Here is a 22,846-nt window from a genome sequence, read left to right as displayed (position 1 = left end):
TGGTTTTTCCTCATTATCTTTAACTATCATTATTTTCTTCCTCAACTCCTCTTGAATACCTTAATTCAGCTTGTCTATGGGCTATAATTTTAGCTTCCAATCGCCTTTCTTCCTTGAGGTTTTCAAGCATCTTCATGAGATAAGCTAGAGGGTGCTCACAGTCATAAGGCATTCGTTCAATCATATCGATTACTTCATGACTTGTGATATACTCTTGTGTCAAGTACTGACCAATCATCATTTTTTGCTTATGCGTCAAACTATAATTTTGAGAATTTCCTGTAAAGAGGTCAATCTGACAAAACTTGCCATTATACCTGTCCGCAATTACTTGTAAGAGCGAATAATATTTAGGCGGAACATAGGTCACAGAATGTTCTTGGAAAGAAGTGTTATTAGTTTCAGTAGGTTGTGGCCGTTCGTCAGAATCGGGCACAGCCTTTCTAGAACTATTATTATCTTTACTAGAGTTAGTATTACTAGTATTAATATAATTCGGGTCAATATTTTTGACTGGCCCCGTCAATTTTTTTGACCCCCCGGTAAAATATTTTTACTGGGGGTCTTTTGATGTTGTTCTTGTCTTTTTTGAAAGGCTTTCTCTTGGCGTTCAATACGTTCTTGTTTATATTTCTCAGCATCATAGGTCATAACATTGCCTACATAAATACGATTAGCCACTTGCCCGTCCGCATTAGAATACTGATTAACTTCATAGATTAAGCCATAGTCCGCTAGAGCGTTTTTTAGCTTGATGGCTTTGGGTTTGGAGCAATTAAAATAACGTTGAATCTCTGCATTTGAAAACTGAATATATACACGCCCTACTTCATCTACCCAACCATTCTTAGCAGAGAGTTCTAAACGATTCTTCATCATGCCATAAAGCGTTTTGCCATCTGATACCAAGTTTTGGTAATGAGTATCTTCCCAAAGTACCCAAGGCATCCTAAAAAAACTTTCAGATGTTTGCATTTGTTCTAGCGTAATCGCTGAAAATTGATCTAAACCAGTCATGGTATCACCCCTCAAAAATTCTTAAGTTAAGACTGCCATTAGCAGAAAACTGAACTGTCTTTTCTGCTTCTAGCCATTCTAAGGCTTTAAGGACTCTTTCTCGTGACCATCCTGTTTGTTTCATGAGGTCGACGACCATCATATTTTTGGTTAATTGCGCTAGTGCAGATTGTTTTGATGTCATGAATTCTCCTTTTCAACCAATATTAGTATTTGAATACTATTTTTGTTAATCAATTCTTCAGGCATTAACCTTGTTGCTTTCGCCTGTTTAAGACCAGTCACATATGCCTCAGAATCAAGTTCAACTTGAATAGTCACTGTTTTTGTTTTTAAGTCTCCCATCCGAAGTCGCTGTTCTTTTAAAACTTCTGCTGGAACTTGAACCACTAACGCGAATTCTTCTGATGATTGAATTTGTTCTTTGAAACGTTGATTAAGTCCCTCTAAGAAACCTAGTAAGTAAGATTTTTTATAATCCTTCCAACGTGCTTTAGAAACTGTAGGGAAAAGTCGTTTTAGGCGATAGTCAAGATACAATAGAGCACCTTCATAAACTTTAGTGCATAATTCAGCATCCGTATCATACCCAAAGAAAATCATCTGAGTAATACCTTTTTTAACCAGTCTTCTTCGTATGGTTTTACATCGAAAATTTTCACCTAGAATGGCTGCCAGTTTTTCTTTCCACCACACCATCCTGTATTCCCAATGCCCTACTGTCTCGCCTATGTTATCATTTCTTTGAGTGGCCTTAATATCACTCATAGACAACTTATGCTTAACCATAAGTTTTTTGAGCCATCAGAAGCGCCGTTTGCCATTCCTCGTCATTTGGTGCATCATAAGCCAATTCAAGTAGGTTTTGTACTTTTCCAATGATTTTATTTTCCATATTCTTCCTCTAAATTATCTAGTTGTAGAGCTTGTTCATAGGCTTTCCAAAAATCTTCTAGTTTCCCACTTAGCGGCAATTCCCCGTAGTCAATGTAGCATTGGATAGCTTCATCTAGATTAGTAGAATTAGTTCCTGCAAATGGCACGTTTTCTAAATCGACTGCTGTATTATCAAGTATGGATGACTTTAGGTGTTCTAATAGGATAGATCTGCTTCTAGCATTTTTAAAGTACTTAAAAATAATTTTCTATCTGTAATAGCCATATCAGCCTATCTCCTTCTCCGGTATCAATTGTTTTAATTCACTAGAGAATCCATTTTCCACCCAGTCTTCAATCATTTGATCTATTTCTTCTTGTGTCATAACATCTCCCCTTTTCCAACTTCTCACTTCAGCAAGCCCAAGTAATTAAAAATCGTATACATTGATGCCAAAGCATTTATGACAAAGAGAAACAAGTCTAACAAATAAGGTTCCCTCTTGTGATAGTTACTGATAAACATGGGGTAGAAGACAAAAGCAAAACTAATGTTAAAAATAATCAATGGGCTCATTTGTCACTCCTAAAATTACATAACCATCTTTTAGACCGATAAAGTCCGATAGAATATAAGTTATTTTTCTAACAATACAGCGATAGGGATAGGTGTATCCTTTTTTGGGATCATATTCTCTCAGTAACAGTTCATCGCCAACTTTAAAATCTCTATCGTTATAGCGACATTCAAATGTCTTTGTCCCATCCATAATAGCCTTAAAATACTCTGGATAACAGTTCAGCATGTGTTGTGTCACTTCTTTTCCTCCTCTGCAGCTTCAATAATTCAATAAATAGTAGGGATATGTTCCGTGTTTATTTCGAGGGCTTAATTCATGGATGATGGCATCTCTTACAACTTCCTATAGAAGGCTTGAAGGTTTGTAATAATAACCATTTCTTAACCAAATTCTGTTTAGATCATCATATGAAGATGCTTTCTCTTTTTTAGGAAAAGTTTCAGAATCTGAAACAGGCACTTCTTTCTCTTCATCAAGATCTATCACTTCAAATATGTCTAGAGTTTCAATATCCATGATGATTTCAATATTATTTGACATCTGTTTTGTGTCCTTTCAGCAGTTTTAGGCAACGAAAAAAGAGAACGAATTTCTCGTTCTCTTAAGCTATAGGGTATTCAATTTTACGTTTCCCAAAACTCTAGACACTTACTCTCTCATTTCAGCCATTTCAAGGCATTTGCTAAATTTCAAGTCCAAGTTAGCCATTTTGCAAAAACACTCTAGGAGATTTGTAATCAAGTATTTTCTTAGGATAATTGTTAATCCAATTTTCAATAATGCGATTTGTTTCTGAGTCGCATTTTTACTTCCCTTTGGTAAACAACGTCGGATCAGTCTATTTTGATTTTCATTGGTCCTCCTCTCCCAAGAGGAAAAAGGATGAGCGTAATAGATGTTATCAGGGTCAAAAACCTCAGATAAACGACTAAATTCAGTACCGTTATCTGCTGTAATGGAACTTGATTTGATAATATTGTAAGATGGCTCTCAAAGCGGTATTCACCGAAGAAGCCAACTTATCAGGAATGAGACGAATAATCTAATAGCGGCTCTTACGATCTGTCAGAGTCCAGAGACACTCATGTTTAACCTTTGTCTGAATGACAGTATCAATCTCAAAATCGCCGATATTTTCCCAATTATTGATGTCCCCGGGTCACTCTTGAATGGACTTACCAGAAGGCATAAAGTTGGGACTAGCTTACTTTTTGGGAGTTTTTTCAGTCTAAGATAAAGCATAGCTTTTGCAGTAACACCGAGGTAACCATGATGAATCCAGTAGTAGATGGACGATCTATGAGCCTCCACACCTTTGGCTTTTACCATCATCTCCGGCGAGTATTTCTGCTTCAGATAATGCAAAATCTTGTCTTTTAGGGCTTTCGTTAATTTAGCTGGTTTGACAGACCTCTTACGATTATTCTCATAAACTTTTTGAGCATAATCCGTTGAATAGACCAACTCAAACTTACCCTGACGTACTTTTTGTCTGACTTGCCCACGTTTAATCTCATTGTGAATCGTTTGAGGAGCTTTCGCTAATCTTCTTGCTATTTCACGGTTGGAGTATCCTTCTCGAAGCCAACGTTCTATATTTCTGCGGTCGGTTAGTGTTAAATGCTTCCCTTTTGGTGTATAATAGTCTTGCATTTCAGAGTCTTTCTAATTGTTCTTGTCGTGATTACAATTATATCTCTCTGAGATGTTTTTTTCATACACTCAAGTGGCTAACTTCATTTTAGAACTTTCGATTTCAAGGCATTTTCATTTTCATTAAATGCTTCTTTCTTATAGTCAGACTGTCTGCCCTACTTTTATGGTATAATGAAGAGATTAGAATTCAGAAAGGAGAAACCATGTCTTTTGACGGCTTTTTCTTACATCATTTAACAAAGGAACTCAAGGAAGCCATTCTTTATGGTCGCATCCAAAAAGTCAATCAACCGTTTGAGCGCGAATTAGTTCTGACTATACGACAAAATCGCCAAAACTATAAATTACTGCTTTCAGCTCACTCTGTTTTTGGGCGGGTTCAGATTACAGAGGCTGATCTTCAAAATCCTCAGTTTCCCAATACCTTCACCATGATTATGCGGAAATACCTTCAAGGAGCTGTGATTGAAAGCTTCGAACAACTCCAAAATGACCGCATCATTGAAATGACAGTCTCTAACAAAAATGAAATTGGAGATGCGATTAAAGCCACTTTAGTTATTGAGATTATGGGAAAACATAGCAACATCATCTTAGTGGATCGTAATCAAAATAAAATCATTGAATCTATTAAACACGTCGGATTTTCTCAAAATTCTTACCGTACTATTTTACCTGGGTCTACCTATAGCGCTCCACCTCAAACCAATGCCTTAGACCCCTTTACCATTCCTGATATCAAACTATTTGAGATTTTGCAGACTCAAGAACTGACTCCTAAAGCCTTACAAACTTATTTTCAAGGTTTGGGGAGGGATACTGCTAAGGAATTATCACAAGTCTTAACTTCTGATAAACTCAAGTCTTTTCGTCACTTCTTTCAAGAAAAGACTCGTCCTCATCTGACTGATAAATCTTTTGCGCCCATTGCTTTCAAAGGAGCACAACCATTTTCTGGCTCCTTATCTGAGCTTTTGGATTATTATTATCAAGATAAAGCCGAAAGAGATCGCATCAATCAGCAGGCCAGTGATCTTTTGCATCGCATTCAAAATGAACTAGATAAAAACCGAAAAAAACTTCTCAAACAAGAAGATGAGTTACTGGCTACCGATCATGCTGAAGACTTTCGCCAAAAGGGTGAGTTGCTGACAACCTACCTGAGTCTAGTACCAAATAACAAAGACTTTGTCGAGCTAGACAACTATTACACGGGTGAAAAACTAACCATTGCTCTTGATAAAGCCCTTACACCCAATCAAAATGCCCAACGCTACTTTAAAAAATATCAAAAATTAAAAGAAGCTGTTAAGCATTTATCTGGCTTAATTAAAGAAACCAAAGAAACCATCACTTACCTTGAAAGCGTTGATTATACCTTAAGTCAAGCAAGCAGAGAAGATATTGACGATATTCGTGAAGAACTCTTCCAAGCAGGATTCCTAAAAGGCAAACATCGTGACAAACGCCATAAGCGTAAAAAACCTGAAGAATATTTAGCTTCTGATGGAAAAACGATTATTCTGGTGGGACGAAATAATCTTCAAAACGAAGAAGTTACCTTTAAAATGGCCAAAAAGGGAGAACTTTGGTTTCATGCCAAAGACATTCCAGGAAGTCATGTCTTAATTAAAGATAACTTATCTCCTAGTGATGAGGTAAAGACTGACGCTGCTGAACTAGCTGCTTATTACTCAAAGGCGAGACTATCCAATCTTGTTCAGGTTGATATGATTGAAGCCAAAAAACTTCATAAACCAAGTGGCTCTAAGCCAGGTTTTGTCACCTATACGGGACAAAAAACTTTGCGGGTAACACCTGAAGAAGCTAAAATAAAAGCCATGAAACGTTAAAAGGAGCCTAAGGCTCCTTTTATACTGTCTTAATCATGCTTTAAATCATCTAAAAAGCTTTTCATATTAAGGTCATCAGGGACCAATTTCACATATGTTTCTGCTAATTGGATAGCCTTTTCATACTGACCAAACTCTCTAAGTAGATAGGTATAATCTTGTAAAAATTCTGGATTCTCCTGTAAGTCAGTATAAATGGCATCATATAGATGCAATGCTTCTTCTTCATTATCTAAAGCTTGATGCGCTTTTGCTAAGTTCCATTTGGTCAAGACATTATCAATGTCTTCGCTTTCTAAAGCAAGTAATTCCTCAAATCGTTCACTTGCTAAATAAAGATTACTCAAGCGCATTAAGATATCGTCAGTATCAACAGCTACTTCTTTTGCTTCAAGTAAATAACGTTCAGCACTCTCTAAGTCATGCAATTCATAGGCCAATTGTGAGGTGAATAAAAGTAATTGGCTATCAAAGGCATTTTTTCTTAAGCCTTGTTGAATGAGGCGTAGTGCTTCTTCAGTTTTATGTTCTTGGTGAAGACTTTTGGCAAAAATAAACTCATAACCTGGAAAGTTTGGATTCATAGTCTCCAGTTGCTTGAAATGAAGTGTAGCTCGTTGATAATGACCTTGATCATACAAGAGAGTCGCCAATTCAAAGAGCGTTTCATCATCGTATTCAATAGCGATAGCTTTCTCCAAGAATTCCGTTGCCGCTTCAAATTTTCCTAAATTGGCATAGGCATGTCCTATTCGCTGATAAGTTGAGAAGCCCGTTAATTCTAGTATTTGACGATTATCTAATTTAGCGTATTGTTCAATGGCTTCTTGATAATGTTCTAAGGCCATTTCAATCTCTGCTAATCCAAAAATAATAAGGGGCTCTTGACTTAATTGACTAGCTTTTAAGAGCTTTTCACGAGCCACATCGGTTAAGCCTTCCATATCATAGAGGTCTGCCATAACCAAAAGTGAAGCAATATAATCTGGACTATCTGAAGGTATTTGGTCTAAATAAAGAAAGGCTTCTTCGATTTGTCCATCTTCTGCTGCAATTTGAGCTAGATTAATCAAAACTTCGGGATAAGTCTCCTGAAGTTGCTGGTAAATTCTTTTGGCATGAGATAAAAACCCAATGCTTTCTAAATACTCAGCTAGAGCTAACAAGGATTCTGCATCATCTTCTTTTAAAGCTTTTTCAAAATATTTCTGAGCATGAGGCAGGTCTTGCTGATCAAGAGATGCCACCATCTTTTCACTATTCAACATTTCCTAACTCCTCTTTTTCCACTAATTCTTCTTCATACATGCCACTAACAGCTTTATACCAGTCGAAAATTTCTTTGACCACTACTTTGACTGAAGCATAAAGCGGAATCACTAAGAAGACACCCCACACACCAAACATAGAACCAGCAGTTAACAATAAGAACATAATCGTAATGGGATGAATACTCAATTTGTTTCCTAATACTAGCGGTGCCACAAAACGACCTTCAATGGTTTGTTCAATGGTGAAGATAATCAGCACTTTAACAAGCATCAAAGGACCTTGAACCAAGCCCATAATAATCACCGGAATCATAGCTAAAAAGCTTCCTAAGTAAGGAATCATATTTAAAAAACCCGCTATAATCCCAAAGGTAATTGAGTATTTTAAACCAACAATACTAAACATGATGGAGAACATCAATCCTACAATAATGGCAACTGTCACTTGTCCTTGCATATAACCTGATAACTGTTTATTAATATCTCCTAGAACACGTGAAATGGGTTGACGCCATTTGATTGGTAAAACATCAACCAAACCGTTTTTCATTTTACCGCTATCACGAAGGAAGTAAAATAAAATAAAAGGTGAAATAATAATAGCAACAGTGATGCGTGCAATTGCTCCAGCAAAATTACCTGCCCAATCAATGGCATTTTTGGAAAAAGTTTGGGCATAATCAAGTGCTTTTTGGCTAGTTTCTGCTAAGAGATCTTGTAATTGAGGTTTATAGTTGACCAACCACTCATTTTCCAAAACCTTATTAGCTTCAACATTAACTTTTCCAACATATTTGGGTAAATCCTCAATAAAGCTTCTACTTTGTGTTTGAATCATTGGAATAAATCCAGAAACTGCCCAAACTAATAAGCAAATGAATAAACCGAATACAATAAAAATTGAGGTGGTTCGACTTGGTCCTAAATGTTCAATCAAATCAACTAATGGTTTCGTTAAATAATATAGGATTGTGGAGATGACCATGGGTAACATGATAACCGCAAAAAATGAAAAAATTGGAGTAAATATAAATGAAATTTTTGTGAAAACAAAAATGGTTAAAAAAACTAAGAAGGTTATCATTAGTGCCATTACAGCCTGATTGTCTAAAATCCATTTATAAAATAAGCTATCTCGTTTTCTGGTTTTGGTGTTTAATTGCATTAAACTAGCATTCCTTTCCTCTTTAAGAATATTAAATGTCTATTTGGCTATCCTAAATCTTCAGATATCTTTGGGGTAAAAGGTAACTGATTTGTCCCTTAGATGATTCTTTTCATCATAGATAAATTTTGCTGAAAAGAAGGGACGATCTTCCAATATCCATTTAAAAATATCGTAATCCCCTTCCCAAGTAGGCTTTTGTAGAACTTGGTCATAAGGAACCCATTCCAAAGTACCTTCTCTTGAATCCTCATCAGCAATCAGTTGTCCTTCAAAATCAGTCACTTTAAAGACATAGGTATACCAGTCATGTCCGGGAGTAAATTCTGGGAAAGTAATAATCCCCTTAAAATCCATTTCTTTAACTGTCAAGTGTGTTTCTTCCAAAATCTCGCGACGCGCACATTCATCAGGAGTCTCACCTACTTCTAGCTTACCACCCACTGAAATCCACTTGCCTTCATGAACATCATTTTCTTTTTTATTACGGTGTAAGAGTAACAAAGACTCTCCGTTGTCAATATAACAAATAGTAGCTAATTGGGTCATCTATCTTAGTCCTTTTCTCATTTGATACTATTATACCAATCTGATGAAAATATGCTACGATTTTATAGTTAGACCCTGAGATATGAGAAAAATCTGTCAATATTAAGAAATCTTTTTTTGAAAAGGTAATAACTTGCGAAAAGGCTTTCCTTATGGTTAAATAAAGAAAAAACAAGGAGGTTCTTATGAAACCACAAGAACTATTTGATGAGGTTAAAAACCTAATTGCTAAAAAAGATTTTGCTGCTGCTAAAGCCTTTGTTGAAGAACATAAAGCAGAGCTTGGTGACTATTTTGACAAGGCAAAAGCAATGGTTGAGGGAAATGACTTTGTTCAAGATGCTTTTGAAAAGGTCAAAGGTTTCTTTAACAAATAAAATCACTAAAAAAGAAGTAAAAGGGACTAAAAGACCCTTTTACCTCTTTTATTTTGCAATAATTTCCTGTGTCTTAGCGTAGTTAGCTTCAACAGCTTCTTTTTCTGCTTTCCACCAATCTTGGTTTTGACTATACCAGGCAATAGTTTCTTCTAGACCTTCTGAAAAATTAGTAAATTCTGGTGTCCAACCTAATTCTTCACGGAGTTTTCTAGAATCAATAGCATAGCGTAAATCATGTCCAGCACGGTCAGTCACATGATCATAAGCGTCTTTAGGTTGACCCATTTTTTCCAGAATCAATTCAAGAATTTCTTTATTATTTTTCTCACCGTCAGCACCGATTAAGTAAGTTTCGCCGATACGACCTTTGGTTAAGATAGCCCAAACACCTGTTGAGTGGTCATTGGTATGAATCCAGTCGCGGACATTTTTACCTTCACCATAAAGTTTTGGTTTGATACCAGACAAGATATTGGTAATTTGGCGTGGAATAAATTTCTCAATGTGTTGGTAAGGACCATAGTTGTTAGAACAGTTTGAAATCGTCGCTTTAACACCAAACGATCTTACCCACGCTTTGACAATCAAATCTGAAGCAGCTTTGGTTGATGAGTAAGGTGATGATGGATTATATTTGGTTTCTGCAGTAAACTTCTCACCTTCTCCTTCACCATGTCCTGGCAAATCTTCACGCAATGGAAGATCTCCATAAACTTCATCTGTTGAGACATGATGGAAACGAATATCGTATTTACGAGCAGCTTCTAAAAGCGTATAGGTTCCAATAAAGTTAGTATGAATAAATGGGCTTGGGTCGTTTAATGAATTATCATTATGACTTTCCGCTGCATAGTGAACGATGGCATCAGCTTTAGCTGCTAGTTGATCCACTAAGGGAGCATCAGCAATATCACCAACTACTAATTCAACACGGTCACCTAAGATGCTTTCGATATTGGCTTTATTTCCTGCATAAGTTAACTTATCCAATACCGTTACGTGAACATCTGGATGATTATTGTAAACATAGTGCACAAAGTTAGAGCCGATAAAACCAGCTCCGCCTGTAACAATAATATTTTTATATTCTGACATGTTTTGTTCCTTAAGAATAAATTTGTTTTTTATAAATTCAAATAAGGGCAATCAAAAAATGATTCCTACCCTATTTTTAAAGGTCTTGAGCCTTTAGAGGATTGACATCCTTTAATAAAGGGTGGTTCTTGTCGGCTTCTGAGACTTCTGCCTGATCAAGATTTTCCCATTTAATACCTAATGCTGGGTCAGCATAGTTAACAAAAGCATATTTTGGTTTTAACTCCAGTGCCCAGTAATCATTAACCAAATAACTATAAGAGACGGTATCTGATAAGACTTGAAAACCATTAGCTACGCCACGAGGAACAAAGATACCTTTTGAAGCATCAATAATAGTCTGATAAGTTTTACCAAAACTATCCCCTTCACGAAGGTCTACCCAAGTCCCAAGGACTTTACCGCCGTCTGCCACAGAAATATACTTATCCCATGGCTCTGCGTGCAAACCACGTAAGACATGTTTACGCGAAAAGCTGACATTATTTTGTAATTTTCCTTCAGCAAAGAAGCTTTCTGGGAAGCCTAGTGGCAACATCTTTTCCTTTTGGAAATTTTCTTTAAACCAACCACGGTTATCACCATGGACAGGAATATCAAACTCAAGCAAACCAGGAATCTCTTCAATCTGGCGAACGGCTAAGGTTTTACCAAAGAAATTATCATTCATTAGGCTTCTCCAATCAAACGGAGTAAGTATTGTCCGTATTCATTTTTCTTCAAGGATTGCGCTAGCTCGTGAACATCTTCTTTGCTAATATAACCCATACGGTAAGCAATTTCTTCCAAATTAGCCACTTGTGCATTTTGGAGACGTTGAACCGTTTCGATATATTGTGCAGCCTCTAGAAGACTTTCGTGAGTTCCAGTATCAAGCCAAGCAAAGCCTCGTCCCATTAACTCAACAGACAAGTCACCGCGTTCCAAATAGGCCTTGTTAACATCTGTAATCTCAAGCTCTTCGCGAGGGCTTGGTTTAATATTTTTAGCAATCTCAACCACATCATTGTCATAGAAATACAATCCTGTAACAGCATAATGAGATTTTGGCTCTAGGGGTTTTTCTTCGATGGAAATGGCATTCATGTCATCATCGAATTCAACCACACCAAAACGTTCTGGGTCTTTCACTTGGTAGCCAAATACAGTTGCTCCTTTTTCTTTAGCAGCAGCTTTTTGGAGCATCTTCGTTAAGCCATTACCGTGATAGATATTATCTCCCAAAATCAAGGCCACACGATCATCACCGATAAACTCTTCACCAATAATAAAGGCTTGTGCCAAACCATCTGGGCTTGGTTGTTCTTTATAAGACAAACGAATACCAAATTCTGACCCATCACCTAGCAATTCTTCAAATCGTGGAAGGTCTTGAGGGGTAGAAATGATTAAAATATCTTTAATACCAGCCAACATCAGTGTTGAAAGCGGATAGTAAATCATTGGTTTGTCGTAAATGGGCATCAATTGTTTTGATGCAGCACGAGTAAGGGGATATAGACGTGTCCCTGAACCTCCTGCTAGAATAATACCTTTCATAGTAGTTCTCCTCTTCTAAATTGTACTATAGTATTTTATCATTTTTTGAAAGCAGTGTCACTTTTTACCATCAGCTGGAATTAGGTAAGTCGTAATAGGATAGTCATTGGCATCTAATCTTTGGTCACCACCTGTCAAAAGTGCAACCATTTCATGGGCAATCAAAGGACCTGTTGTTAATCCCGAAGATCCTAGACCGCTAGCCGCATAGAGATTTTCTAATCCAGGAACCATTCCATAAAAGGGAGAATAGTCACTGGTATAGGCTCTTATCCCAACGCGATACCTTTTTTCTTTGGCCTCTTTTAGGCTAGGAAAATAATGAAGAGCTTCTTTTTCTAAATGATTGAGAATGGCATAATCTAAAGTCACATCATATCCTTTATCATTTTCATGACTAGCCCCTACTGAAATCTTTCCTTTATCAAAAGGAATAATATCCAGCTCTCCTTCAGGCATAACCACCGCATAATCATCTGTTTGTAAGGCTTCCATTTGGTAATCAATTAATTGTCCCTTTTGAGGACGAACATCAACCTCATAACCCAACGGACTTAAGAGTTGAGGGAGCCAAGCTCCCGCAGCTAAAATAACCACATCAAAATAATCTCCATCAATCTGATAGCCTTTTTCTAAAGGCAATAGGTTAACTGATTTACGATAAATGGGATAGCCACTGGCACTTATCAAGGTTTGACATAAACGCTTACCATCGACATGAGCAGCACCACTAGCCCATAAACAATTATCAAAGCCTTGAAGACCAGGAAATGCACTAGCTACTTCTTCCTTTGACAGTAACCTTAAGTCTCCAATCAAGGGTGATATGGCTCTTCGTTCATTTGCTAAATCATAAAGGGCTTCTAATTGTTTTTCTTTGTTTTTCAAAAGATAGACGCCTGTTTGTTGATAAAAACTGGTCTCATAACCATCTTTTGCTAGCTTCTCAACTAGTTCTTGATAAAAGTCAGCTCCGAGTCGAGCCATTTTATACCAAGCTTTGTGACGACGTTTTGAAAACCAAGGGCAAATGATACCAGCTGCTGCCTTACTCGCCTGACCTTCTTCCTTATCAAAAAGAACGACTTCTTGATAACCTTTTTCTTTTAAAAAGTAGGCTGCACTAGCACCTACAATCCCTGCTCCTATAATTGCTATTTTTGTCATTTTTCCTATCCTAAGGCTACATCCATGACCATCATAATCACAAATCCTAGCATCAATCCTAAGGTGGCAACATCTGTGTTGCCATTTGTTTGTGATTCAGGAATGAGTTCCTCAACCACTACGAAAATCATAGCTCCTGCTGCAAATGAGAGGGCATAAGGTAAGATGGGCAGCATAACAAGGACCAAAGCTGCTCCAACTACGGCACCAATCGGCTCAACAATTGCTGACATTGCTCCCCAAACAAAGGCTTTGAAGCGCGATTTCCCATCGGCTCGAATGGGAATAGATAGCGCAGCGCCTTCTGGTATGTTTTGAAGTCCAATACCAATAGCCAGTCCTAAAACTCCCAGCAAAGCGGACTTGGGAACATCTCCATGACCCAAAGCTCCAAAAGTTACCCCTATGGCTAACCCTTCAGGAATATTGTGAATGGTAATCGCTAAAAAGAGCAGACTTGTTTTGGATAATTTGTGAGCAGGTTGAAGCCCTTCAACTTCTGATACTTCCTTATCCAAATATCAGTGAGGAACTAAGGCGTCTATCATTATGATAAATAAGCCACCTAATAAAAAACCGATAGCTGCAGGAAACCAAGACCAAACACGTCCATCTGCTTTGGCATAGGAAATGGAGGGTTCTAACAAAGACCAAAAAGAGGCTGCTATCATGACACCAGCCGCAAATCCCATCATAATATCCAGTAATCGACGACTGATGCGTTTAAAAAAGAAGACAATGGCTGCACCAAAAATAGTAGCACCCCATGTAAAAAGTCCCGCCAAAAATGCTAATAAAATAAGATTCTGTTCTAAAAGCCACCCCACTTATTAATTCCTCTTCTCTTATAAATGACTAAAAGGGTTCGTTGAAATCTGACTCCCTATAAAATGGACATCCCAGGCATTCTCTGTCTTCCATTGTTCACACTTTTCTAACAATTTTGAAATAAAGAGTACTTCAATGTGATGTCCAGGATCAATACCAAAGAGACCTTCTGTTAGCATTTCTTGAGCCGTATGGTAATAGATGTCTCCTGTAATATAGACTTGAGCTCCTTTAGCGAGGGCATCTGAATAAAAATCATCACCGCTTCCTCCACAAATGGCAATTTTCGATACCATGGGATTTTCCTGATCATATCGAACAAGGCGAACCGCATCTAAGCCAAAGGTCTCTTTCACTTTTTTAGCCAAATCTTCTAAAGATTGTTCTGGTATCACACCAATGCGACCAATCCCTTGACCTTGGGAAGCTTCCTTTAAAAAACTTGTTTCACTTATTCCTAATAGCTCACAAAACCAATCATTTAAGCCATCTGAGACAATATCAATATTTGTATGACTCACATAGACTGCAATATCATGCTTGACCAAATCAAGGAGAATATCTCTTTGAGGGGTTGAAACCAGATCTTTAAGCGGTTTAAAGATAGGAGCATGCTTAGTTATAATGAGATCAACCCCATTTTCAATGGCTTCTGCTACTGTTGACTCTCGGATATCTAAAGTAATCATAACCTTACGAATATCTTTATCCAATGAACCCATTTGAAGACCTTTAACGTCTCCTTCCATCGATAACCCAAGTGGGCAAAAACGTTCATAGCGTTCAATCAAATCTTTAGCTTTCATTCCCAGTAACCTCCTTTATAAGTTGCATTTTTGTCAAGAGAAGCTGACGCTCTTGTGTTTTTTCTTCTGGGATACAGGACAAAGCATACGTTAACTTATCCATTTCTCGTTGCCACTTCTCCTTAAAAATGACTGATTTTTCCTGAGAAAGGTAGGGACCAAAACGCAATTCTGTCGTGGATAAGGTCATTTCACCATGCTCAGCAACGATGATTTCATAATATTTGTCGTTTTCACACAGGATAGTTTCTGCCACTATGGTAAACTCATTGGCCATCAGCCATTGACGCAAATCATCTTCTCTATTATTTGGTTGAAGGATCAGACGTTCTACCGTCTGTAACTTTTCCTTACCAGCTTCTAAAATATCCACGATCAAGCGGCCACCCATGCCACAAATAGTGATAACCCTTACCTGATCACGTTGGTCAAAAGCTTCTAGACCATTAGCTAATCGAACTTGAATTTTATCTTCCAAACCTGCCTGAGAAACATTTTTCAGCGCTGATTCATAAGGACCTGTAACGACCTCTCCTGCAATAGCTTCAGAAATCTGGCTTTCTTCTATGGCATAAATAGGTAAGTAAGCATGATCACTGCCCACATCTAATAATTTGGCTCCTTTTGGAATAAAGCTAGCCACACTTTTTAAACGCTTTGATAATTGATGTTCCATTTTCCTATCTTTCTATACATTAGTAAACATATTATAACAAAAAATGATAGGAAAAACCTATCATTCCTAGATTATTGCCATCCCTTACGACGTAAATTGACAAAGGATTTGATTAAATAAAGGGTATAAATCACATAAATAAGAGGAAACAAGGGGCTACGAAACACAATAGCAAATGGTGTTTCAAAAAGAAAAGCAAACCAAAATGATGTTCCTGACATCTGCCATAATCCTGGAGTGTAGTACCATGATTTAGGATCTAAAGCATAAGCATTGACTTGGAAATGATTGTAGACGATGAAAAGCGTCAAAAATACAAAAAAGTAAAGATTAGCTGTTAAATTCTTCTAAACCCTCTCTTTGGTTTCTAATGTCGAACTCAAGTCCGAAAAAATATCTGAAGTAGCTTGTGGGTCAACTCTTTGAAAATAGTGAACACCAGAGGTCAAGCTGCCTGAAAGATGTTTCCAACCACAATCTTCAAAAAGAGATTGGTAATCCTCATAGGTTTCATAATCTTTAAACTTACGATAATCTAATCTGACTAACCTTTCTTCACTTTCTTTTGAACGTTTAAAGGTATAAAGCGGTAAAAAGATACCTACCTTTTCTAAGACATAACCCTTAGACTGAATGCGATTGATCCAAGCTTCTTCTTTTTCCAAATCGTAAGCAAAAAAGTGTATTTTTTTCATGTTCTAACTCCTTATAAATCAAAACTTTGGGCAAGTTGACTCATTTTTCGAATCCGTTTGACTTCAAGTGCCAATATTTCCTTACCAGCTGAGGTAATATGATAAACTTTTCGTCTCTTATCTTGACTAGGATAGGGGGCAATCCATTTCTAATCTAATAAATTCTCAATAGCACCATACATGGTTCCAGCAGCTATTCTCACATCACCATCGCTCATCTCCTCTACTTTTTGCATAATGTGATAACCATGTCCAGGTTCTAACAAGGCTAAAAGAATATAAGAAGTAGTTTCTGTGAGTGGAAGATTTTTATGTCTTTTCATGTTAAGTCCTCACTTATTGTACAGTTCAACTATATATGTCAACTGTATAGTTGGCAAAAGAAAAAACTTAGCTTTAACTAAGTTTTTGTAATTCTTTATAATACTTGCAGTAAGACTGAACAGGACAAATCTCACATTTTGGTTTTTTGGCTAAACAATGGTAACGTCCAAAGAAAATCAATCGATGGTGAGTGACAATCCAATCTTTCTTTGGGATTTTAGCCATCAAATCTGCTTCAATCTGCTTGACATCGGCATCTGGCGATGAAATATTGAGCCTCTTTGAGACTCTAGCCACATGAGTATCAACCGCAATAGCTGGAACGCCATAAACTTCTGCCAATACCACATTAGCTGTTTTGCGACCAACACCTGGTAAGCTTTCAAGATCTTTGTGGGTCTTTGGAACTTGACCATTAAACTCATCACGAATGGCCTGAGCAGTTTTAATAATATTTTTGGCCTTATTTTTGTAGAGACCAATCGTTCTCAAAGCATTTTCAACATCAGAAAGTTTGGCAGAAGCTAAGTCTTCTATTTCTGGATAAGACTGCCATAGTCCAGGAGTTACCTTATTGACGGCCTTATCTGTCGTTTGAGCTGATAAAATCACCGCAATCAACAATTGAAAGGGAGTTTCCCAATCTAACTCTCCCTTAGCCTCAGGAAACATTTGGCCAATGATGGTCAAGACTTTTGCTAATCTCTCTTTTCCAATTCTCATTAGTCGCTCCAAAGATTCATGGCAGCAAGAAAATCATCAGAGACTGTTACCTGAGAGGAGCTTACATCTTCTCTAGCACGTTTTCTTTCTTGTACTTGTTTTAGAGTTGAAATACCTTCTTTACGCCAATTTCTTAGAATAGCTTGAATGTATTTCCAGTTCGTTTTTCCATTAAAAACAGCTTCTCGCAAAGCTTCTCTAATCAGCTCTGGATCAGCCTTATCACCTTTAATGGTTTGTTCAAGGTCTTCTAACTCAAAAGGACTGAGAAAACGCCCCAACTCTCGCTCAAACTCCTCCACTAAGCTCTTGAATTGATTAGGATTTGTCTGAACTTCCTGAGAATCAGCCTGTTCTTCTTCAATCAACTGGTCTAATTTTACTAAAACAGGACTAGCATCAAAAATGATTTCAATTTCACCTGCCAACTCAATAGTCTTCATATCCAATAAATCTTGGCTGGTCAATGACGAAATGGCTTTATTAACCTCTGCTACGGATTTGCCCAGAGCATTAGCAATTTGACTTGGAGCTAAATCCTCTAATTTAGTTGAGTTTTGAAGATAGAAAAACTGCCAAACTAAGAAATCATCTGAACTCTTAAAAATATCCTTGTAATGAAAAAGTAAGGCACTTGGAAGTACCAAGTTGCCTGACTTATAATGTTCTAAAAAACTCATAATCCCTCAATGAAGCTCGCTTTGTGAGTCAAGCTTTTCTAATAACGTTGAACTGATTTGGGTTTAGCCAGGAAATTGCATTAACACTTTGTAGTCATAATCACCAATAGCATGGCGACCATTTAAGCCTTCTAACTCAATAAGAAAGGCAAAACCAGCCACAATTCCACCAAGTTTTTCAATCATTTCGATGGTTGCTTTAACTGTTCCACCAGTTGCTAAAAGATCATCAACAATCATAACACGTTGGCCAGGCTTGATAGCATCTGAATGCATTGTCAAGGTATCTAGACCATATTCTTTTTCATAATCTGCTGAGACAACTTCTCTTGGAAGTTTTCCTGGTTTACGAACGGGAGCAAAACCAATACCTAACTCAACAGCTACTGGACAACCGATAATAAACCCACGCGCTTCTGGTCCAACAATCATGTCGATATCCTTATCGCAAGCGTACTGTGCAATCTCACGAATGGCATAGCTATAAGCTTTTCCATCAGCCATGAGAGGTGAGATGTCACGGAAGGTAATACCTTCTTTAGGGTAATTGTCAATTGATGCAATATAATTTGTTAAGTCCATAATTAATTCTTTCTAGTGGCCATAGCCAAAAATAAAATACTCTTCATTATATCATGAAATCACTTTTAGGTAAAATAACTTTTATGCTATCTCTAAAATTATCCCTTTTTCAGCCAGATTTTCCAAGCATTCTTCCCTATAAGCTTTGGTGTGCTCAGGGTAGATAGGTGTCTCAAGAGTCACAGGAATTAGCTGTTCATAAACTGGGTGATGTTTTCCTCTGTAGTCTGTTTCAAACCATTTAGCATCTGGTTGATAGCCTCTTTTTTGCATCTCTTGCATGACTAAGAGATGATATTGGTAGAGTTTATAGGGGGAATAATGAAAAACGTAATTAACCGTTGTATGCGGTCTCCCCCACCCCTTACCTCTCAAAGCAGCGCATTCTCGGTGCTGTCCTAGCAATTGCTGGCGCGGTAAGAAGGGCAATAACTCTTGATGCCAAAGTCTCATGTTCTGTTTACCTCACTTTTTAGTTGATTCAGAAGTTAAAACGAGATAATCATAAATTTCCTGTGGACTTGCTAGAGCCATCAATTCTTGAAATTTGACTAATTTTTTAAGGTCTTGATAAATGATGCTCTCAGAAATCTCTTTCTTTGTAGCATCACGATTGACAGACATGACCCCGTCATTAATCTGAACAAAACCTAATTCTTCAAAAATCTGAATCATTTTAATTAATAAGATTTTTTCTATCTTCAAGTACTCGCTTAATTCGGTTAATTTATACCTTAAATCAAATTCTGGAAATTGATAAATGGTTTTATAAAGCTTTGCAAATTGATCTCTACTACCAAAACCGGTTAGGTAGTAAGGATTTTTAATATGATTTTTAAAATAAATAGCCTCAAAGTCTTTGCCATAAAATTGTTGTTGCCACTCTTCAAAGGCTTCTGGAATCTCATTAATCACTATGCATTTAGCACTAGTATCTTCTTCAATGGTTGGTATGTGCTCAGGTAATTGGGCTGTTTTTGATCGCATATCAAATAACTGAACACCAGAAACCCTTGCATCTATAACCATTAACTGAAGACTGGTATTTCCGTTCCAATGATTAATTGATAGACTAAGAGCTAACTCAATCCCCTGAGACTGTTGGTATTCTTGAAGCCACTTTCCTTGTCCAAAGGCTAGTGCATCAATCTCCACATTCCCTTTTTTTACCCGTAACTTAAGATGATTTTGATCTTGTCCTATTGCTCTGGCTTGCGTAACCTTGAAATGGTCAAAATAAAAGAGAGGCTTAGGATTATCCATACCAAAAGGAGCTAATCGATTGATTCCTTTTATGGTATCAATATCTAACTCTTGTAAGTTTAAATGGTCATCTAGCACCAAGGTATTTTTAGCTGCGGTATCAATTTGCTTTTCAGCAATATAATGACATAACGTCTCCGACAAGGCATCCAAATGGTCAACTGGTAAAGTCATTCCAGCTGCACCCGCGTGTCCTCCAAAAGAAGTGAACAAGTCTCTCTTAGGACTCAATGCTTCAAAAATATCAATGCTTTCCAAACTTCTAGCTGATCCTTTTGCCATACCGTTGTCGATAGTTAGAACAATGACCGTTTGACTAATCGTTTCCATAATGCGACCAGCCACAATACCTAAAACACCGGGATGCCAGCCTGCTTTAGCTAACACTTGAACAGGTTTTTGAGGATCAATCATGGTCATAGCCTCATTAACAATTGACTCAACTAATGATTTGCGTTCTTCGTTCTTCTCGTTAATCATCACAGCAATGTCGTGAGCTTCTTGATCATCAAAGCCCGTAAGCAAATTAATGGCTGGATTGGGATCGTCCAATCTTCCCAAAGCGTTCAATTGAGGGGCTAATTTAAAACCAACCACATCCTCGTCAAATTGATTAAAATCAACTTGAGAGATGGTCATTAGTTCTTGGAGGCCAATTCTTTCCGTTTGTTTTAAGAGTTGTAACCCATTTTTTACCAAAATACGATTTTCGTCTTGAAGACTTACCATATCAGCAATGGTTCCAATGGCTACCAAATCCAAGCAATCTGTAGGTATTTCCTCCAATAGGGCTGTCGCTAATTTAAAGGCTACACCACAACCTGCTAGCTTTTTAAAGGGATAGTTGGCATTAGGATGCTCAGGATGGATAATGGCAAAAGCTTCCGGTAAACGTTCAGGTAAACTATGGTGATCCGTGACAATGACATCGACACCACACTCTTGAGCATATGAAATAGCATCATATCCCGAAACTCCATTATCTACCGTGATAATTAAAGAGACGGATTCCTGCTCAATAAAATATTTATAAACACTTTGGTTAGGCCCGTATCCATCTGTGAAACGATTAGGTAAATAAATGAGAGGTTCTGCTCCCATCATTTCAAGGCACTCCTTGACAATAGAAGCCGATGTCATGCCGTCTGCATCATAATCACCATAAATCAGAATTTGCTCCCCAGTTTCAATGGCCAATCGGATACGATTAACTGCTTTACCCATATCATTTAATAAAAAAGGATCGTGTAAGTCTGATAAATCAGCTCTTAAAAAACTGTCTAGTTTTGATTCTGTATCAATTCCTCTTTGATAAGCAGTTTCTGCGGCTACTTGACTGAGCCCTTTTGCTTTTGCTAGCTTAAAGAAGCCAGAATCTGGCTTCTTTTCTGCAATATGCCACATGTATTTGGATTTAATCATTTATAATTAAATACCTTTCTTGCGAGATAATCTGAGATTCTAGGAAAAAGGGTGTAACATTTATGCGCTAGAGCTAAACTAAAAGGCATGTTTACTTCTCGCTTGTTTTTTCCTAAAATAGCAATCACTTTAGCAGCAACTTGATCAGCTTGGAGGGTAAATTTCTTGACACTAGCAAGGTAAGTACCAGACGGGTCTGCGGTGTCAAAAAAAGAAGTTGCAATAGGACCTGGATTAACCGTTGTCACATAAACACCTTTATCTGCCAATTCCAAGCGTAAGGCATTTGAAAAACCAATCACTGCAAACTTAGTTGCTGAATAAATGGTGGACTTAGAGGATGCAATTAAGCCAGCCATGGAAACAATATTAATAATATGCCCTGATTTTGCCTGAGCCATTTTCTCACCTATCAGTCTCGCAAAGTGGATGCTAGCTAAGCTATTGACAGCAAACATCTCATCAATCTCAGATGATGTGAACTGATTAAAGTTTTTAAAGGCTCCAAATCCAGCATTATTAATAAGAATATCAATATGACCAAATTGCTCATGAATCTGATCTAGCACCTCTTTAATAGCCTTAGCACCCTTGATATCAATACCAATACAAATTTTCAAGGGAATATGGCTATACAAAGCTTCTAATTTTTCTTGTTGGCGACCTAATAAAATCAACTGGTCTTCTTTTGGTAATTGATTAATAATGGCTTGTGCCAAACCTCCAGAAGCCCCTGTCACTAAAATCACTCGTTGCGTCATTAAATTAACACTTCCTCTAAATCTCGTACCATTTTTACTGCTTCAAAAATGCTAGCAGCATCTTTTTCCATTTGACGGCAGTCTCTGCTTAAAAATCGAGCTGACACATGGTTCAACAATAAGCGTTTAGCGCCAGCTTCTAAAGCAATTTGCGCAGCCTGCATATTAGTTGAATGGCCATGGTTTCTAGCAATGCGATCATCTCCTTTGCCGTAGGTAGATTCATGAACTAGGACATCTGCATCCTTAGCCAATCGAACACTGGCTGATGTTTTACGAGTGTCTCCGATAATGGTTACTATCTTACCTTTTTTGGGAGCAGAGATGAAATCTTTAGCCAGGATCTGACGGCCATCCTCTAATGTGATATCCTGACCGTTCTTAATACGACCAAAAAGTGGACCAAAAGGAACTCCTGCTGCTCTAAGAGCCTCCGCATCTAAAGTGCCTTCTAAATCTTTTTGGACAACACGATAGCCCATACAAAAAACAGTATGCGCTAGGCGTTCAGCATAAACCGTGAATTTATCAGTCTCTAAAATTTTCCCCAGAGATTGCTCATCAAATTCATGATAATGAATGCGATAAGGAAGTCGAGAGCCTGAGATTTTTAAACTGGTTGTTACATAAGTTTTAATACCGACTGGACCGTAGATCTCAATATCGGTTTGTTCTTCACTAGCTTGGAAGGAACGGCTGGACAAGAATCCTGGCAAACCAAAAATATGATCCCCATGTAAGTGAGTGATAAAAATTTTTTTAATTTTCCGAGGCTTGATAGTCGTCTCCAAGATTTGTCTTTGGGTACCTTCACCGCAATCAAACATCCAAACTTCGTTAATTTCATCCAAAAGTTTTAAAACTAAACTGGACACATTACGTTGTTTGGCTGGTTGACCAGCTCCAGTCCCTAAAAATTGTAATTCCATACAGGTTA

25 protein-coding genes and 5 pseudogenes are annotated in these 22,846 nt (G+C 37.5%); 2 read left to right on the top strand and 28 right to left on the bottom strand.

The window, feature by feature from the left end:
- Positions 1–19 precede the first annotated feature (19 nt).
- The 8 genes and pseudogenes from STRIC_RS13115 to STRIC_RS11460 all read right to left on the bottom strand — a co-directional run bounded on the left by STRIC_RS13115 (position 20) and on the right by STRIC_RS11460 (position 4,127).
- Entirely contained in the window at positions 20–526 is a 507-nt protein-coding gene (locus STRIC_RS13115; RefSeq protein ID WP_008087040.1) for a hypothetical protein, read from the bottom strand.
- A complete protein-coding gene (locus STRIC_RS13110) occupies positions 523–1,017 on the bottom strand; it encodes a replication initiator protein A (protein ID WP_008086950.1) in 495 nt (164 codons plus the stop codon). Before STRIC_RS13110 ends, STRIC_RS13115 begins: the two co-directional genes overlap by 4 nt.
- Positions 1,018–1,021: 4 nt before the next feature.
- Positions 1,022–1,201: a hypothetical protein gene (locus STRIC_RS11485; RefSeq protein ID WP_008087291.1), complete on the bottom strand. Its 180-nt coding sequence runs from the start codon at positions 1,199–1,201 to the stop codon at positions 1,022–1,024.
- Positions 1,198–1,912 (bottom strand): annotated as a pseudogene (locus tag STRIC_RS11480) (DUF2786 domain-containing protein). Before STRIC_RS11480 ends, STRIC_RS11485 begins: the two are co-directional and overlap by 4 nt.
- Entirely contained in the window at positions 1,902–2,060 is a 159-nt protein-coding gene (locus tag STRIC_RS12825) for a hypothetical protein (protein WP_008090693.1), read from the bottom strand. Before STRIC_RS12825 ends, STRIC_RS11480 begins: the two are co-directional and overlap by 11 nt.
- Before the next feature lie 387 nt (positions 2,061–2,447).
- Positions 2,448–2,711, bottom strand: coding sequence for a DUF3850 domain-containing protein (locus STRIC_RS11470; protein WP_008087306.1), 264 nt, complete (start codon positions 2,709–2,711; stop codon positions 2,448–2,450).
- 36 nt (positions 2,712–2,747) lie between these two features.
- Positions 2,748–3,014, bottom strand: a pseudogene (locus STRIC_RS11465) (hypothetical protein); the annotation flags it as partial.
- A 160-nt stretch (positions 3,015–3,174) separates the two neighbouring features.
- Positions 3,175–4,127 (bottom strand): annotated as a pseudogene (locus tag STRIC_RS11460) (IS30 family transposase).
- 206 nt (positions 4,128–4,333) lie between these two features.
- Here STRIC_RS11460 and STRIC_RS11455 point away from each other — a divergent pair.
- Positions 4,334–5,983, top strand: a complete 1,650-nt coding sequence (locus tag STRIC_RS11455) for an Rqc2 family fibronectin-binding protein (RefSeq protein ID WP_008090812.1) — start codon at positions 4,334–4,336, stop codon at positions 5,981–5,983.
- A gap of 29 nt (positions 5,984–6,012) precedes the next feature.
- Here the strand turns inward: STRIC_RS11455 and STRIC_RS11450 are convergent, their stop codons facing one another.
- The 3 genes from STRIC_RS11450 to STRIC_RS11440 are packed head-to-tail and all read right to left on the bottom strand — an operon-like array spanning position 6,013 to position 8,968.
- The gene (locus STRIC_RS11450) at positions 6,013–7,251 is read right to left on the bottom strand and encodes a tetratricopeptide repeat protein (protein ID WP_008090715.1); all 1,239 of its coding nucleotides are present in this window, start codon (positions 7,249–7,251) and stop codon (positions 6,013–6,015) included.
- Complete coding sequence (locus tag STRIC_RS11445) at positions 7,241–8,419, bottom strand: AI-2E family transporter (protein ID WP_040832568.1); 1,179 nt, start codon at positions 8,417–8,419, stop codon at positions 7,241–7,243. The genes STRIC_RS11450 and STRIC_RS11445 overlap by 11 nt, the downstream gene beginning before the upstream one ends.
- Positions 8,420–8,479: 60 nt before the next feature.
- Positions 8,480–8,968 (bottom strand): NUDIX hydrolase, encoded by a 489-nt coding sequence (locus tag STRIC_RS11440; RefSeq protein WP_008090759.1) that lies wholly within the window; start codon positions 8,966–8,968, stop codon positions 8,480–8,482.
- Positions 8,969–9,153: 185 nt separating this feature from the next.
- Between STRIC_RS11440 and STRIC_RS11435 the strand changes: the two genes are divergently transcribed.
- Entirely contained in the window at positions 9,154–9,345 is a 192-nt protein-coding gene (locus STRIC_RS11435) for a hypothetical protein (protein ID WP_008090653.1), read from the top strand.
- 48 nt (positions 9,346–9,393) lie between these two features.
- Here the strand turns inward: STRIC_RS11435 and rfbB are convergent, their stop codons facing one another.
- The 17 genes and pseudogenes from rfbB to rnz all read right to left on the bottom strand — a co-directional run bounded on the left by rfbB (position 9,394) and on the right by rnz (position 22,838).
- Entirely contained in the window at positions 9,394–10,443 is a 1,050-nt protein-coding gene (rfbB, locus tag STRIC_RS11430) for a dTDP-glucose 4,6-dehydratase (RefSeq protein WP_008090644.1), read from the bottom strand.
- 76 nt (positions 10,444–10,519) lie between these two features.
- Entirely contained in the window at positions 10,520–11,113 is a 594-nt protein-coding gene (locus STRIC_RS11425) for a dTDP-4-dehydrorhamnose 3,5-epimerase family protein (protein WP_008090549.1), read from the bottom strand.
- Positions 11,113–11,982 carry a glucose-1-phosphate thymidylyltransferase RfbA gene (rfbA, locus tag STRIC_RS11420; RefSeq protein ID WP_008090500.1) on the bottom strand — a complete coding sequence of 290 codons (870 nt, stop codon included), beginning with the start codon at positions 11,980–11,982 and terminating at the stop codon, positions 11,113–11,115. The genes STRIC_RS11425 and rfbA overlap by 1 nt, the downstream gene beginning before the upstream one ends.
- A 57-nt stretch (positions 11,983–12,039) precedes the next feature.
- On the bottom strand, positions 12,040–13,149 hold the full coding sequence (locus STRIC_RS11415) for an NAD(P)/FAD-dependent oxidoreductase (protein WP_008090725.1): 1,110 nt from the start codon (positions 13,147–13,149) through the stop codon (positions 12,040–12,042).
- Positions 13,150–13,154: 5 nt separating this feature from the next.
- Positions 13,155–13,976, bottom strand: a pseudogene (locus tag STRIC_RS12250) (ZIP family metal transporter).
- A gap of 18 nt (positions 13,977–13,994) precedes the next feature.
- Positions 13,995–14,783, bottom strand: coding sequence for a Nif3-like dinuclear metal center hexameric protein (locus STRIC_RS11405; RefSeq protein WP_008090532.1), 789 nt, complete (start codon positions 14,781–14,783; stop codon positions 13,995–13,997).
- Complete coding sequence (locus STRIC_RS11400) at positions 14,773–15,459, bottom strand: tRNA (adenine(22)-N(1))-methyltransferase (protein ID WP_008090827.1); 687 nt, start codon at positions 15,457–15,459, stop codon at positions 14,773–14,775. The genes STRIC_RS11405 and STRIC_RS11400 overlap by 11 nt, the downstream gene beginning before the upstream one ends.
- 71 nt (positions 15,460–15,530) lie before the next feature.
- Complete coding sequence (locus STRIC_RS12035; protein ID WP_083835456.1) at positions 15,531–15,770, bottom strand: hypothetical protein; 240 nt, start codon at positions 15,768–15,770, stop codon at positions 15,531–15,533.
- A gap of 36 nt (positions 15,771–15,806) precedes the next feature.
- Positions 15,807–16,154, bottom strand: a complete 348-nt coding sequence (locus STRIC_RS12030; protein WP_008090738.1) for a DUF2812 domain-containing protein — start codon at positions 16,152–16,154, stop codon at positions 15,807–15,809.
- Between the two features lie 11 nt (positions 16,155–16,165).
- Positions 16,166–16,477 (bottom strand): annotated as a pseudogene (locus tag STRIC_RS11390) (PadR family transcriptional regulator).
- A 73-nt stretch (positions 16,478–16,550) separates the two neighbouring features.
- Positions 16,551–17,201: an endonuclease III gene (nth, locus tag STRIC_RS11385; RefSeq protein WP_008090542.1), complete on the bottom strand. Its 651-nt coding sequence runs from the start codon at positions 17,199–17,201 to the stop codon at positions 16,551–16,553.
- Positions 17,201–17,881 carry a DnaD domain-containing protein gene (locus STRIC_RS11380; RefSeq protein WP_008090596.1) on the bottom strand — a complete coding sequence of 227 codons (681 nt, stop codon included), beginning with the start codon at positions 17,879–17,881 and terminating at the stop codon, positions 17,201–17,203. The genes nth and STRIC_RS11380 overlap by 1 nt, the downstream gene beginning before the upstream one ends.
- 63 nt (positions 17,882–17,944) lie before the next feature.
- Positions 17,945–18,463 carry an adenine phosphoribosyltransferase gene (locus tag STRIC_RS11375; RefSeq protein WP_008090735.1) on the bottom strand — a complete coding sequence of 173 codons (519 nt, stop codon included), beginning with the start codon at positions 18,461–18,463 and terminating at the stop codon, positions 17,945–17,947.
- An 81-nt stretch (positions 18,464–18,544) separates the two neighbouring features.
- Positions 18,545–18,916, bottom strand: a complete 372-nt coding sequence (locus STRIC_RS11370; protein WP_008090544.1) for a TIGR02328 family protein — start codon at positions 18,914–18,916, stop codon at positions 18,545–18,547.
- A 12-nt stretch (positions 18,917–18,928) separates the two neighbouring features.
- Positions 18,929–21,148, bottom strand: coding sequence for a single-stranded-DNA-specific exonuclease RecJ (gene recJ, locus STRIC_RS11365; RefSeq protein WP_008090598.1), 2,220 nt, complete (start codon positions 21,146–21,148; stop codon positions 18,929–18,931).
- The gene (locus STRIC_RS11360) at positions 21,145–21,909 is read right to left on the bottom strand and encodes an SDR family NAD(P)-dependent oxidoreductase (protein WP_008090818.1); all 765 of its coding nucleotides are present in this window, start codon (positions 21,907–21,909) and stop codon (positions 21,145–21,147) included. Before STRIC_RS11360 ends, recJ begins: the two co-directional genes overlap by 4 nt.
- The gene (rnz, locus tag STRIC_RS11355; RefSeq protein ID WP_008090805.1) at positions 21,909–22,838 is read right to left on the bottom strand and encodes a ribonuclease Z; all 930 of its coding nucleotides are present in this window, start codon (positions 22,836–22,838) and stop codon (positions 21,909–21,911) included. The genes STRIC_RS11360 and rnz overlap by 1 nt, the downstream gene beginning before the upstream one ends.
- Positions 22,839–22,846: the final 8 nt, after the last annotated feature.

This window comes from Streptococcus ictaluri 707-05, assembly GCF_000188015.2.
GTDB lineage: Bacteria > Bacillota > Bacilli > Lactobacillales > Streptococcaceae > Streptococcus > Streptococcus ictaluri.
Note: the sequence above shows the minus strand (reverse complement) of the source record. Positions and strands in the feature narration are given on the sequence as shown.